The sequence below is a fragment of the Agathobaculum sp. NTUH-O15-33 genome, from assembly GCF_033193315.1.
GTDB lineage: Bacteria > Bacillota > Clostridia > Oscillospirales > Butyricicoccaceae > Agathobaculum > Agathobaculum faecihominis_A.
In genome coordinates this window covers 2,989,268-3,002,943 of the sequence record NZ_CP136187.1, presented here as the reverse complement: position 1 = coordinate 3,002,943, position 13,676 = coordinate 2,989,268, and the positions used below count along the sequence as shown (strand labels likewise).

At 57.5% G+C, this 13,676-nt stretch carries 13 protein-coding genes, 1 rRNA gene and 1 pseudogene; 8 read left to right on the top strand and 7 right to left on the bottom strand.

Features of this window, described 5'->3' with window-relative positions; genetic code table 11:
* Positions 1-43: 43 nt before the first annotated feature.
* The 7 genes and pseudogenes from rrf (at position 44) to RWV98_RS14480 (ending at position 7,034) form a co-directional block, all read left to right on the top strand.
* Positions 44-160: ribosomal RNA gene (gene rrf / locus RWV98_RS14510) — 5S ribosomal RNA — on the top strand.
* Positions 161-287: 127 nt separating this feature from the next.
* On the top strand, positions 288-1,823 hold the full coding sequence (locus RWV98_RS14505; RefSeq protein WP_317861654.1) for a DUF1538 domain-containing protein: 1,536 nt from the start codon (positions 288-290) through the stop codon (positions 1,821-1,823).
* Entirely contained in the window at positions 1,816-2,514 is a 699-nt protein-coding gene (locus RWV98_RS14500; RefSeq protein WP_317861653.1) for a hypothetical protein, read from the top strand. The genes RWV98_RS14505 and RWV98_RS14500 overlap by 8 nt, the downstream gene beginning before the upstream one ends.
* 386 nt (positions 2,515-2,900) lie before the next feature.
* Positions 2,901-5,234, top strand: coding sequence for an anaerobic ribonucleoside triphosphate reductase (locus RWV98_RS14495; RefSeq protein ID WP_317861651.1), 2,334 nt, complete (start codon positions 2,901-2,903; stop codon positions 5,232-5,234).
* Positions 5,235-5,305: 71 nt separating this feature from the next.
* Positions 5,306-5,443 (top strand): annotated as a pseudogene (nrdD, locus tag RWV98_RS14490) (anaerobic ribonucleoside-triphosphate reductase); the annotation flags it as partial.
* Position 5,444: 1 nt separating this feature from the next.
* Positions 5,445-5,954 carry an anaerobic ribonucleoside-triphosphate reductase activating protein gene (nrdG, locus tag RWV98_RS14485; RefSeq protein WP_317861648.1) on the top strand — a complete coding sequence of 170 codons (510 nt, stop codon included), beginning with the start codon at positions 5,445-5,447 and terminating at the stop codon, positions 5,952-5,954.
* Positions 5,955-6,257: 303 nt separating this feature from the next.
* Positions 6,258-7,034, top strand: coding sequence for an EcsC family protein (locus tag RWV98_RS14480; protein WP_317861646.1), 777 nt, complete (start codon positions 6,258-6,260; stop codon positions 7,032-7,034).
* Between the two features lie 42 nt (positions 7,035-7,076).
* Here RWV98_RS14480 and RWV98_RS14475 read toward each other — a convergent pair whose 3' ends face one another.
* The 7 genes from RWV98_RS14475 to abc-f all read right to left on the bottom strand — a co-directional run bounded on the left by RWV98_RS14475 (position 7,077) and on the right by abc-f (position 12,191).
* Positions 7,077-7,379, bottom strand: a complete 303-nt coding sequence (locus tag RWV98_RS14475) for a DUF6809 family protein (protein WP_317861644.1) — start codon at positions 7,377-7,379, stop codon at positions 7,077-7,079.
* Positions 7,380-7,519: 140 nt separating this feature from the next.
* Entirely contained in the window at positions 7,520-7,660 is a 141-nt protein-coding gene (locus RWV98_RS14470; RefSeq protein WP_317861643.1) for a CopG family transcriptional regulator, read from the bottom strand.
* A gap of 607 nt (positions 7,661-8,267) precedes the next feature.
* Complete coding sequence (locus tag RWV98_RS14465) at positions 8,268-8,801, bottom strand: GNAT family N-acetyltransferase (protein WP_317861641.1); 534 nt, start codon at positions 8,799-8,801, stop codon at positions 8,268-8,270.
* A 63-nt stretch (positions 8,802-8,864) separates the two neighbouring features.
* On the bottom strand, positions 8,865-9,494 hold the full coding sequence (gene upp, locus RWV98_RS14460; protein WP_280962060.1) for a uracil phosphoribosyltransferase: 630 nt from the start codon (positions 9,492-9,494) through the stop codon (positions 8,865-8,867).
* A gap of 14 nt (positions 9,495-9,508) precedes the next feature.
* The gene (gene tsaB / locus RWV98_RS14455; RefSeq protein WP_317861638.1) at positions 9,509-10,216 is read right to left on the bottom strand and encodes a tRNA (adenosine(37)-N6)-threonylcarbamoyltransferase complex dimerization subunit type 1 TsaB; all 708 of its coding nucleotides are present in this window, start codon (positions 10,214-10,216) and stop codon (positions 9,509-9,511) included.
* The gene (gene tsaE / locus RWV98_RS14450) at positions 10,213-10,638 is read right to left on the bottom strand and encodes a tRNA (adenosine(37)-N6)-threonylcarbamoyltransferase complex ATPase subunit type 1 TsaE (protein ID WP_317861636.1); all 426 of its coding nucleotides are present in this window, start codon (positions 10,636-10,638) and stop codon (positions 10,213-10,215) included. Before tsaE ends, tsaB begins: the two co-directional genes overlap by 4 nt.
* 77 nt (positions 10,639-10,715) lie before the next feature.
* On the bottom strand, positions 10,716-12,191 hold the full coding sequence (gene abc-f / locus RWV98_RS14445) for a ribosomal protection-like ABC-F family protein (RefSeq protein ID WP_317861634.1): 1,476 nt from the start codon (positions 12,189-12,191) through the stop codon (positions 10,716-10,718).
* Between the two features lie 274 nt (positions 12,192-12,465).
* Between abc-f and RWV98_RS14440 the strand changes: the two genes are divergently transcribed.
* Positions 12,466-13,662 carry a polysaccharide deacetylase family protein gene (locus RWV98_RS14440; RefSeq protein WP_317861632.1) on the top strand — a complete coding sequence of 399 codons (1,197 nt, stop codon included), beginning with the start codon at positions 12,466-12,468 and terminating at the stop codon, positions 13,660-13,662.
* Positions 13,663-13,676 lie beyond the last annotated feature (14 nt).

Here is a 13,676-nt window from a genome sequence, read left to right as displayed (position 1 = left end):
TGTAAGTAGTTGTTGTTCAGTTTTCAGGGTATAAACCTTGAAAGTGCGTGTTAATGGTGACGAGGGTACACCTGTTCCCATTCCGAACACAGTAGTTAAGCTCGTTTACGGTGACAATACTTGGCTGGCGACGGCCCGGGAAGATAACTCAATGCGCACATAAAAGCCGATCCTTTTGGATCGGCTTTTTATTTTTCGGGAAATATGGTTAGCCATGGCTGACAAGTGGCAAAAACTGTGTTACAATACAAGTGTACTTTATCAGTCACTGCCGAAGGGGGTCATGAATGAATAAAATTTTAAGAGAAAAACTACAGGAAGCGTTATCTTCCGTCTTACCGATCACATTGATCGTGCTGTTGCTCAGCGTTACCGTCGCGCCAATGCCGGTGGGTACGCTTGTGCTGTTTCTGGCAGGCGCGGTGCTGCTTATCGCCGGCATGGCGTTTTTTTCGCTGGGTACCGATGTGTCGATGATACCGATGGGCGACGGTATTGGCGCACAGTTACCCAGAACAAAGAATCTTTTGGTCGTGATCGGCATCACCCTGCTGATCGGTATCTTGATCACGATCGCAGAACCGGATTTACAGGTGCTGGCCGGTCAAGTACCGTCCATCCCCAATGATGTGCTGATCTGGACGGTGGCGGTCGGTGTGGGTTTGTTTTTTGTCATTGCCATGCTGCGCACACTGTTCCATGTCCGGCTGGCGAATTTGTTGATCGTATTTTATATCGGCGTGTTCGTGCTTTCAATTTTTGTGCCGAACGACTTTGTATCCGTCGCGTTTGATTCGGGCGGTGTGACCACCGGGCCCATCACCGTACCGTTTATCATGTCGCTCGGCATCGGTCTGGCGTCTATCCGCGGCGACCGCGATGCGCAGGACGATAGCTTCGGCTTGGTCGCTTTATGCAGCATCGGGCCGATCTTGGCGGTACTGCTGCTCGGCATTTTTTACCGGGGCGGAGATCCGAGCTATACGCCCGTATCTGTGCCTGATGTGGAGGATACGCGACAGGTGGCTACCGCTTTTATGCATGAGCTGCCCGATTACTTACATGAGGTCGCCTCCGCGCTAATCCCGATCATTCTATTCTGCGCCGTGTTCCAGTTCATTTTCCGCCGTTTTCACCGGATGGAGCTGAAAAAGATCGGCGTGGGTTTTATCTATACCTTTATAGGTCTGGCGCTGTTTTTAACCGGCGTTGGCGTGGGCTTCATGCCGGCGGGGCACTTTTTGGGAGAGCAGCTCGCCGCGAGCGAGCACCGGTGGATTCTGCTGCCGCTCGGTATGCTGATCGGTTACTTTCTAGTCACGGCGGAGCCTGCCGTCCATGTGCTCAACAAGCAGGTGGAGACCATTACGAACGGCGGCGTTTCACAGCGCGCGATGATGCTTAGCCTTTCCATCGGCGTGGCGTGCTCGGTCGGTCTGGCCATGCTGCGCGTGCTGACCGGTATTTCAATCTATTGGATGCTGATACCGGGATATTTGGCTGCGCTGATCCTGACGTTTTTTGTACCGAAAATCTTTACCGGTATTGCGTTCGACTCGGGCGGCGTTGCATCGGGCCCGATGACGACGACGTTTTTGTTGCCGTTCGCCATGGGCGCGTGCGAAGCGGTGGGCGGCAACGTGCTGACCGATGCGTTCGGTATTGTCGCTATGGTGGCGATGACGCCTCTGCTGACGATTCAGGCGCTGGGTATCCTATATAAGCATAAGCAAAAACACGCCGAGAACGCGCCTGAGGACGGCGCGGCGGACGGCTGCGAAGAAGAGATCATCGTATTGGAGGAGGGCTTGCCCCATGACTGAGTATCATCCACAAATGACGGTTTATGGCGCGGATGAGTTGGTCGTCGCGGTCGTCGATATGAGCAAGGGCGAACGGGTGCTGCAGGTATTTCGTGAAAGTCAGGTGCCGGTCGATTTCGTATGCATGGCGCGCGGCACGGCGCGCACGGAAATGCTCGATCTGTTGGGCGTTGGCGAAACGTCCAAGGCGATCGTCGCTTGTCTCGCCAACCAAACGCACACGCAGCGGCTTTTGAAAACGCTTGGCGAAGTGATGAAAATGCGCTATCCCGGCCGGGGCATCGCGTTTTCCATTCCGATAACGGGTATTGGAGCGCGCTGGCATAAGCTATTGACACAGGGAGACGAAGAGGAGGGACTGTGCATGAACGAAGTGGAGCAGACAAACGGCTTTGACGTAGTCGCCGTGATCATGGAGCGGGGCTACACCAATTTGGTTATGGATGTGGCGCGCAAAACCGGCGCGCGCGGCGGCACAGTCATTTCCGCGCGCGGCATAGCCGAAAACGAGGTGCAGCGCTTTTTCGGCATCGAGCTGCAAGCGGAAAAGGAGATCGTTTTTTTGGTTGTCAAAAGCGAGGAAAAGCAGCCGATCATGACCGCCATCATGCAGGCCGTCGGTATGAAGACCAAAAGCCACGGCATCGTGCTGTCGCTGCCCGTTTCAGGTGCGATCGGATTGGCGGACTGAATCAGGCGCGTGGATGCGCAGCGGCTTTTGGATTTAATTGGGATACGCAAGACGTTTTGGCGACCACTAGATATAGTGGTCGCCTTTTTTCGGCTTTTCCACAGTTCATCCACAGGCGTGTGCACAAACGAAGGTTATCCACAGGGTTTTATACAGAGTATGCACAGCGGAAAAAGATCGATTTTGGAGAATGTTTGGATGTTTCGACAAGATTCGCCCCACCTTTCCCACAAATGTACCAAAATGGTCTTTGCCCCTTGACATGGAGCGACACGAGCGGTAAAATAAATGATACAGGCACAAGATATGGTGCCAATTATTTTTGATATCTACGAAATTTAGTTTATGTGCAGTTTTACGCAGGATTTGGAAAGGGCAACAGTTTTATGATACAGCATATCGTTAAGCGGGATGGGCGCCGGGCCCCGTTTGAACTAGACAAAATATCTGCCGCGATCTTTGCGGCGGCGCAGGCCTCCGGCGGACAGGACCACGAGATGGCGGACGAGCTTGCCTGCAAGGTCGAACAGGTACTGGAACGGGACTGTAAAGGCGAAACGCCCACAGTAGAGCAGGTACAAGATGCAGTGGAGAAGGTGCTGATCAAGCACGGCCACGCGCGCACCGCAAAGAAGTACATTCTCTACCGGAACGAGCGCACGCGCGTTCGCGATATGAACACCAAACTGATGAAGGTGTACGAGGACCTGACCTTCCAATCCTCGCTTGAAAACGATGTAAAACGGGAAAACGCCAACATCGACGGCGACACCGCGATGGGCACGATGCTCAAGTACGGCTCCGAGGGTGCCAAGCAGTTTTACGAAATGTTCATCCTCGACCCGTCGCACGCCAAGGCGCACCGCGAGGGCGATATCCACATTCACGACCTTGACTTTTTAACGCTGACGACCACCTGCTGTCAGATCGATTTGCTAAAGCTTTTCAGCGGCGGTTTTTCCACCGGCCACGGCTTTTTGCGCGAGCCGAACGACATCCGTTCGTATTCCGCGCTGGCCTGCATCGCGATCCAAGCAAACCAGAACGACCAGCACGGCGGACAGAGCGTGCCCAATTTTGATTACTCGATGGCGCCCGGCGTCAAAAAGACATACCGCAAGCTGTACGTGCAGAACCTCGTCAAGGCGATCGAAGTATTCGCCGACCGGGAGGATGCCGAGGAGACCGCAAAGCGACTGAGCGCCGCTGTGGAGCGCGAGACAGGCAAGTGGGCCACGCTCGCCGCGGACAACGGCTATGACGAAGCGCTGCTGCAGGCGATGGAAGCCGAGCTTGGTGCGGAGACCGCCGCCAAGTGCGTGCGCTTTGCCCGGAAGTATGCCAAGAAGGAAACGTGCAAGACCACCTATCAGGCGATGGAAGCGTTGGTACATAACCTGAACACCATGCATTCGCGCGCGGGCGCGCAGATCCCGTTTTCCTCGCTCAATTACGGCACCGATACCTCGCCGGAGGGCAGGCTGGTCGTCGAAAAGCTGCTGCTGGCGACCGAGGCCGGTCTGGGCAACGGAGAGACCTCGATTTTCCCGATCCATATCTTCAAGGTGAAAGAGGGCGTCAACTTCAACGAGACCGATCCGAACTACGATCTGTTCAAGCTGGCCTGCCGTGTTTCGGCGGCGCGCCTGTTCCCGAACTTCTCGTTCCTTGACGCGCCCTATAATCTGCAATATTACAAGGAGGGCCACCCGGAAACCGAATGCGCCTATATGGGCTGCCGTACGCGCGTGATCGGCAATGTGTACGATACCGACCGGCAGATCGTTTCGGGCCGCGGCAACCTTTCCTTTACCTCCATCAACCTGCCGCGTATCGGCATTCGGGCGCACGGGGACGTCGACTGGTTCTTTGAGGACCTTGACCGCAAGATCGACCTTGTGACCGAACAGCTGTTGGCGCGCTACCGCATTCAGGCAAACAAAAAGGTGCGTAATTACCCCTTCCTGATGGGTGAGGGCATTTGGCTGGATTCCGACGGCCTTGGCCCGGACGACACGGTGGGCGAGGTTTTGAAACACGGTACGCTGACGATCGGCTTTATCGGCCTTGCCGAGTGCCTGAAGGCGCTGATCGGCAAGCACCACGGCGAAAGCGACGAAGCGCAGAACCTTGGCCTTGAGATCATCGGCCACATGCGCGCGCGTATGGATGAGGCGGCGAAGGCGTACGGCCTGAACTTTTCTGTGATCGCCACCCCGGCGGAGGGGCTTTCGGGCCGCTTTGTCAAGATCGACCGCCAGAAGTACGGCGAGATCCCGGGCGTGACCGACCGCGACTATTACACCAACTCGTTCCACGTGCCGGTGTACTATCCGATCTCCGCGTTTGAGAAGCTCAGCCGCGAAGCGCCCTATCACGAGCTGACCAACGGCGGACATATCAGCTATATCGAGCTTGACGGCGATCCGACGCAGAATCTGGAAGCGTTTGAAGCCGTTGTGCGATACATGAAGGAAGTGGGCATTGGCTACGGCTCGATCAACCACCCGGTCGACCGCGACCCTGTTTGCGGCTATACCGGTATCATTGGCGAGACCTGCCCGCGCTGCGGGCGCAGGGAAGGCGAGGGCGTGCCCCTTGCCAAGCTGCAAAAGCTGGGCCTGTACAAGAATTTAAACAGCGATACCATCGGCTATCACGGCGACGCGGCGGAGGAAGCCGACCGTCGGCCGAATGAACTGAAAATCGTAAAGGAATAACCACGGGAAAGGGAGTACTGAAAATGGAAAACATGACGAAGTCCACGGAAATGATTGGCGAAGGGGTCGGCTTTGAGCGGATCCGCCGCATTACGGGATATCTGGTCGGCACGCTCGACCGCTTTAATAACGCCAAGCGCGCCGAGGTAGGCGACCGCGTCAAGCACGACCTTTCCTGCTGCTCGATGACGGAACAGCACACCGCGTAAGATGGAAGGCAAGCTGCGCGTTGCGGGTACGGTCGGCGAATCCATTGTCGACGGGCCCGGCTTCCGCTATACCGTGTTTACGCAGGGCTGTCCGCACCATTGTCCGGGTTGCCACAACCCGCAAACGCATGATTTTGCGGGCGGCACCGAAATGGAACTGGGCGCTTTGCTGGCGGACATGCTGAAAAATAAATTTGTCCGTGGCGTTACCTTTTCCGGGGGAGAGCCCTTCTGCCAAGCAGAACCGCTCTTTCATTTGGCGGAGGAGCTGAAAAAGGCGGACAAGCACCTGATGGCATACACCGGCTACACGTTTGAGCAGCTTTTGGCGCTGGACGATCCATATGCACAAAAGCTTCTGGGAACGCTGGATCTGTTGGTGGACGGGCCGTTCATCGAGGACGAGCGCAATATTGAGCTGCGTTTTCGCGGCAGCGCAAACCAGCGGGTGCTGGATGTCCAAGCGTCCCTTGCGGCGGGATCGCCGGTTTGGGATGAGCGATACAGATAAAATAAACGCGGATGGGGATCGTATGATCCCCATCTCAGCTTGTCAAAGAACCTTTCGCGCCGCAGCGCGCATAAAATAGGATTTTGCCGTTTGCGGCAAAATCCATAAAAACCGGGAGCATGTATCTCGGTTTTTATTCAAACCGACTTCAAGTGTGCCTGCAAGGCGCGCGCAGAAGCCGGAATTCTCGATCGAAATGGGGCTTTGTTTCGATCGATAGACTGTCAAAAATAGTTTTTTGACAGTCTCGGATGGGGATCGTATGATCCCCATCTGTTTTCTTTTCAGAAAGGAGCGGCCAAAGTGAGCAAAGCGATCTATAAACGACTGCGCAAGGTGCAGACCCAGCAGGCGCGCGCCGCGCAAAAGCGGGAGCAAATGGGACCAAGGCCATTGGACCGGTTAAGCGACAAAATACCGGATGGTTTGGCTGATAAGTTGAACGCCGCGTTTTACAAAAGCTTTCAGCTTATTTTTGAAAAGGGCATAGGGCTGATCGAAAAGACCTATGACAAAAGGGCGGCCGTGCGCGAGCACCGCTACCGGGACAGCGCGGTGCGCGACGGAGCGACAGCCAAGCACCTGCGCGCGGTAGGCCGCCGCGCGCGTACCACGGTGCGTTGGGGCACTGGGGCGGCGCTCGCCGAAGGGGCGGCGCTGGGTGTGCTCGGCATCGGCCTGCCTGATATCCCCGTGTTTTTGGCCGGGCTGCTGCGCGGCCTGTACCGCATCGCGCTGAGCTTTGGTTTTGCCTGTGAAAGCGAGGGCGAGCGGTGCTATCTGCTGCTGTTGATCGCGGCGGCGCTGAGCCAAAAGGACGAGCGGGAGCAGTTTCAGGAGCAAGCCGTGCAGGCGGCGCGGGCGCTGGACACGGCACAGCCGCCCAAAACCCGGCTGGAGGATTGCCTGCGCGCCGCGTCCGACCGCCTTTCGCGCGAAATGCTCACTGCGAAATTCGTGCAGGGCCTGCCGATCGTCGGCGTAGCCGGCGGTGTGCGCAATGTTTCGGTGTACCGAACGGTAACGGCCTACGCCGCGCGCGCCTATGAGGAACGGTACTTGAAAAAACAAATCAGGTAGCAAAGAGGCGGCCCTTTTATGGACCGCCTCTTGGCTTGAAGTTTATAGGCGAGAGCAGGGGACGACCTCGCTCTCATCCTCCGCTAATATGGCGTGCATGAACCGCGCGCCAAGCTGCAAGCCGGATGCGAAGGCGTCCATTTGGTCAAAAGAATCGGAGGCTGTGTATAGATCGCTCAGGTCGAGGAAACGGCGGCAATCGTCATCCCGCATGTCGGCGGTAAAATAGCGCGTTTCCGCGTCGATCTGCTGCTCGATCGCGTCGCGCGCCGGGTTTAGCGTGCGCGGGCGCTCAAAGGGGCGGTACCGGCCAAAATACAGGTCTTCGATAAACTTTTGTTTCATTGTGCATTTTCCTTTCGCAATGTTTTGCACAACGCCTTGCCAGACAAAACCGCACAGTGTATAATATTTATGCGGCTGCCTGTTTAGGTGGTTGTGCGGTGGAGGCGGCGTGTTTCTTGCAAGGAGCGGCGCCGCCTCTGTCATTTTTCAGATAGGTCGTCATATATCTTGTCGATACCACGACGCACGATATCGGAAGCTGTTGTATTCAGTGCGGTTTTGCACTGTTCCAGCTTGGCTTTTGTATCGTCGCTGACCAAAACAAATAGTCGGTCTTTCATGGGTTTTTCGCCGGATGGTGGACGACCCATTTTCTTTTGCGCCACGTAATCACCACACTTTCATGCGCATATATATACTAAATATAACATGCGCATGAAAGTCAATAGATTTATTTCAAATTCGGGTTATCATTTTCCGTCGTGACACTTGGTGGCTCGCTTGCACTCGCTACTTAAATGCGCGGCAGTAGCCGCGGGCGGAGGGGTGGGGTCACCCCGCCCTACGGTAGCTTGGTAGGGCCGGGTGACCACACCCGGCCGCCCCGCACGGAGCGAATAACCCCAATAATGCGGCTTTACCGCAAAGGCAAAAGGGGCTGTAAAAAAACTGTTGCAAAATAGAAGAGTACCCCAATGTCATTCTGAACGAAGTGAAGAATCTCGCGCAAACGCGCGGAATTTACGCTGGGAACGCGCGTTCGCGCGAGATTCTTCGTCGCTTCGCTTCTCAGAATGACAAAATTGGTAGCATTCTTCGCTTTGCAACAGTTTTCTATTCATTTGTGAGAACTTATTTTACAGCCCCTTTTGGGTGTCTTTGGTCGGCCGAGTGAGGTCACTCGGCCCTACTTTTTCGGTGATCCACGCGGGGGGTGGCGTGTGCCGCTTACTCCGGCCTACGCAGTTCGTAGATGATATGCGGCATGTCCTTGCCGCGATAGTGGCGAATGAATTCCCCGGCGGGCTTCATGCCGCAGGCTTCGGCCACGCGGCGGGAGGAGCGGTTTTCCGGCCGTATGACCGCGACGGCGCGATCGGCGCCAAGCTCCAAAAAGGCGCGGCGGAGCGAGGCTGTCGCACACTCGACGCCGTACCCCTTGCCCCAATGGCGGCGGTCGACGATATAGGCGACGCCGTACGCCGGGCCTTCGGGAAGCTGCTCTACCAACGCGCCCGCGAGAGCGACCAACTCGCCCGTTTGGCGGTCGAAGCCGGCGCAGTGGCCGCAGCCGTCCTCTCGGTAGCGGCGCAGCTCGTCCGCGAGCCAGTCGCATACCTCGTTGTAATCAAAGCCGTGCTCCCATGCGTACATGATTTTTTCATCCTGCAAGATCGGCGCGATCAGCGCGAAATCGTCCGCCCGCAGGCGGCGAAAGCGCAGGCGCTCGGTTTGCATGATCCAGTGCGGTATATCTTCCATAGCGGTTTTCTCCATAAAAACGGTGCGGCTTTTGGCCGCACCGTTTGCGTGTTGAATCGAAACTTACTTGGTGCCGAAAATGCGGTCGCCCGCGTCGCCCAGACCGGGCAGGATATAACCGTGATCGTTGAGCTTTTCATCGATTGCGCCGACAAAGATTTCAACGTCCGGATGGGCCTTCTGTACCGCTGCAACGCCTTCCGGCGCGGCAATCAGGTTGAGAAGCTTGATGTGCTGCACGCCGCGGCGCTTGAGGCCGTCAATCGCGGCAACAGCGGAGCCGCCGGTGGCAAGCATGGGATCGAGCAGCAGTACGTCGCGATCCTGAATGTCGTTCGGGAGCTTGCAGTAATATTCCACCGGGTGCAGGGTCTGCGGGTCGCGGTACAGGCCGATGTGGCCGACCTTGGCGGCGGGAATCAGTTCAAGCATGCCTTCGACCATGCCGAGACCGGCGCGCAGGATGGGCACCAGCGCGATTTTCTTGCCCGAAATGACCTTGACGCGGGCTTCGCTCAGCGGGGTCTCGATCGTGATTTCCTTGAGGGGGAGGTCGCGCGTCGCCTCATAGCACATGAGCATGGCGATTTCAGCGGTCGCCTCGCGGAATTCCTTAACGCCGGTGGTTTTGTCGCGCATCAGGCTGAGCTTATGCATGATGAGCGGATGATCCATTTCATGAACGGTTGCCATATCGGTTCTCTCCTTTATTTCGATTGTGCCGCGCCGAGCCTTGCCAAACGTTCACGTTCGGCTTGGGGACGACGCAGATAGACAGCGTCCAGCTGCTGGGCCGAGAGGACTTCGCCCCTTTCAAAGTAGGGCAGGGCGGCGGCGGCCACGCCGGTACCGCGCGGCCAGCGCAGTTCTTCCGGTGCGAGGGCCAAGCCCGCGCACTGTTCTTTGAGAGTATTATAACACATTTCCGCGCCATCTCCAACCAGAATTTGCGGGGAGGAAGCGATTTCTTCCGCAAGCGCGGAAAGCTTTACCGCGCGGTCGCCGCAAAGACGCGTGAGCGCGCCGTTTTCGCACCGGAAAAGCGCGTTGTACACTTGCCCGGCGCGCGCGTCCATCACGCAGCACAGATCGCCGCAAAGCGCGCGTGCGCCGTGGGCCATCGCTTCCAGCGTGGACACGCCGACGCAGGGCCGGTCCAACCCAAAGGCAAGTCCCTTCACCGTCGCCACGCCGATGCGGATGCCGGTGAAAGAGCCGGGACCGGCGGCGACCGCGAAGCCGTCTATTTCGCTTAAGGCCACGCCGCATCCGGCCAGCAGGTTTTCCGCCATCGGCAGCAGCGTGCGCGAGTGCGTCAGCCCGCAATTCTGGAAGACCTGCGCGATCAGGCGGCCGCCCTCCGTCAAGGCAACCGAAGCGGATTTTGCGGAGGATTCAAAACTAAGCAGCTTCATGCGGTGTGCTCTCCAATCGTGACTGTGCGTTCATTATTGTCGTTTCCATACGAAATATACACGGTTTTGTAGAAATCTGGCAGTGAATCGCCTGCGTTTTCGCTCCACTCGATCAGCACGATACGGCTGCCGTCCAGATATTCGTCAAAGCCGATCTCGTACAGGGAATCGGGATCGGTCAGGCGGTACAGGTCCAGATGGACGACCGGCCCGCCGGGCGTTTGGTATTCGTTTGCAATGGCGAAGGTGGGGCTGGTGACGCGTCCTTCGTAGCCAAGGCCGCGCAGCACGCCGCGCGAAAAAGCGGTCTTGCCCGCGCCCAGATCGCCGGAAAAGGCGACGATGTCGCCGGGGGACAGCGTTTTTGCAAAATCCGCGCCTAACTGCTCGGTTTGCTCGGGCGAATGCGTATGATACTCCATAAACGGGAACCTTTCCGATTTAAATTGCTTTATTCGTTCCTTTATCATATCACGAAGCGGCCGGAAAGACAAGCGCGTCACAAACGGACGGTCTCGGTCGCGATGTGGTCGCAGAAGCTGCGGTCATGCTCGACAAACAGCAGCGTGGGCCGGTATGCGGCGATCAGCTCTTCCAACTGAATGCGGGAGAAAAGGTCGATATAGTTTAAGGGCTCATCCCAGATATAAAGGTGGGCGCGCTCGCACAGGCTGCGTGCGAGCAGCACCTTCTTTTTCTGCCCCTCGCTGTAAAGCGCCATATCCGTTTCAAACTGCGCGCGGGAAAAATCCAGCTTGCGCAGGATCGCGAGAAACAGCGTCCGGTCGACGCCGCAGCGCGCGGCGTATTCGGTCAGGCCGCCGGAGAGGAAGGAAGCGTCCTGCGGCACGTAGGAGATCGTAAGACCGCTGCCTCGGCTGCAAACGCCGGCGTGCGGGATATCCTCGCCGCAAAGCAGCTTTAAAAGGCAGGATTTGCCCGAACCGTTGGCCCCCATAAGGGCTATGCGCGCGCCGCGCGTAACCGAAAACGTGATATCGCTGCAAACGGTTTTTTCCCCAAAGCGGACGGCTACCTGCCGCAGCTCGGCCAGCCGTTCGGCGCGGTAGGAAAGGGGAGAAAGCTTCAAGGCGTCGGCGCTTTCAATGTTGTGCAGCAGTCCCGCCTTTTCCTCCGCCGCGGCGTGCTTGCGCGCTTCTATGGATTTGGAGCGCTGCATCATTTTGGCCGCCTTGTGGCCGATATAGCCGCGATCGGGCCGCAGGCCGGAATTCCGCACATGCTTTTCCTTTTCAGTCTTATCCGACCACTGCGAAGCGCGTCGCGCGGCCGCGTCAAGGCGGCGGATATCGCCCTTCAGCCGTTCGTTTTCCGCTTGTTCCCATTCATCCCGCCGCCGCTTGTTTTCCCACCACGTGGAAAAGTCGCCCTGCGTCAGTTCAATGTTCGCCCGGTTGATGGACAGCACATGGTCGATGCAGCCGTCCAGAAAAGTGCGGTCGTGCGAGACCAGCAGAAAGCCGGATTTACCGCGTAAATACTCCGCCACCAGCGCGCGGCCCGCCTGATCGAGGTGGTTGGTCGGTTCGTCAATGAGCAGAAAACGGTCTTCCCGGCAGAACAGGGCGGCAAGCAGCAGCCGCACCTGTTCCCCGCCGGAAAGCGTGGAAAAGGGGCGGCCCAGCAGTTCTTCGGACAGCGCCAGCCGGTTCATCTCGAGGGCAAGCCGCCAGCTTTCTTCCTCCGGGCACAGGGGCAGCACGGCTTCGCGCGCGGGCCGTTCGGGTCTCGCGATGGGAAACGGGAAGTACTCAAACGAAACAGACGCGGTAATGCGTCCCTGATATTCAAATTGGCCGCGCAAAAGGTTCAAAAACGTGGTTTTGCCGCGGCCGTTGCGGCCGATCAGGCCGAGTCGCCAGTCCGTGTCGAGACGGAGTGAAATATGGTCGAAAATGGTTTCCGCGCTGCCTTCATAGCCAAAGGTCAGGTCGGATATTTGAATCATAGACATAAAAAATGCACCTCCAATTACCAAACGGGTGCAAGAAAGCAAAGCCCTGTCCGGCGCATGGAAGCGCTGAAGCAGTGGGCGGATGAAAGAAGCTTTCTTGCAGGTAGGCATGACAAACCAAACGGTTTGCCCGCCAAACAACCTCACAAGAATGCTTACTTCATCTTTCCACCTCAAATCATTTTGAATAAGCACAGTATAGCGTACCCGTCAAAGGTTGTCAAGCTTGTTTCCATGCAGTATACTGAAAGAAAAGAAACGGGAGGGAACGATCATGACACGTGATTTGGGAAAACGCCTGCTTGGCGCGGCGCTGGCGCTGGGGCTTACGCTGTCTCCGGCGGGCGCGACCGACTGGGGCCTTTCCTACCGGGACGGCGCGAACCGGCCGCCCTATGGCGAGGACACCGCCGATAAGCTGCGCCAGTACGGCGCGTATTACATGGGCGACGCGGACCGGAAAACCATCTATCTCACCTTTGACTGCGGCTATGAAAACGGCAATACCGGCCGCATTTTGGATACCTTAAAGCGACGGCATGTGCCGGCCACCTTCTTTGTGGTGGGCCATTATTTGGACGCCGAGCCCGCGCTTGCCCGCCGCATGGGGGACGAGGGCCATCTGGTCGGCAACCACTCGGTCAACCATCCGAACATGACGAAGGTATCGCAGGAACGCATGGTGAAGGAACTGCGCGATCTGGAGACCCAGTATCAAGCCGTGACCGGACGGCGGCTCGATCCGTTTTTCCGCCCGCCGGAGGGTTCGTACAATTATAACAGCCTTTCATGGGCGCAGTCGCTCGGTTATCACACGATCCTGTGGAGCGTCGCCTATCACGATTGGGACGAAAACAACCAGCCCGCTTATGGCGACGCCATGAAGACCCTTTCCACGCGCGTGCATAACGGCGCGATCGTGCTGCTGCACGTTATTTCCAAAACCGACGTGGATGTGCTGGATGAGCTGATCGGTAAATGGAAGGCCGAAGGGTATGAATTTGCCGCCCTTTCCGCGCTGCCCGGCCTGCCGAATCCGACGGTCACCGCCGTGCCGGGAAGCGCGTCTTTCACGGTGGACGATACGCCCGCCGCTTTTCGCGCGTATCTGATCGGCGGGAGCAACTATGTGAAGCTGCGTGACGCCGCGCAGGCGCTGAGCGGCACGGACAAGCAGTTTTCCGTAGACTATGACAAGGCGGCTGAAACCGTGACGCTGACAAGCGGTACGGGGTATACGCCAATCGGCGGCGAGCTCGCCGGCCCCGCCGACGTGGCCGCCATGCAGGCCAAAACAAGCAGCCAGCTTTTGACGCTGGACGGCGCGGCGCTTACGCTGACCGCCTACGAGATCGAGGGCGCGAACTACGTAAAACTGCGCGACCTTGCCGGGGCGCTGGACTGCGCCGTGACCTATGACAAGGAGACCGGCGCGGTCGGGCTGGATACCGCGCTGCCGTATACGGCATAAGCAAAAAAAGCTGT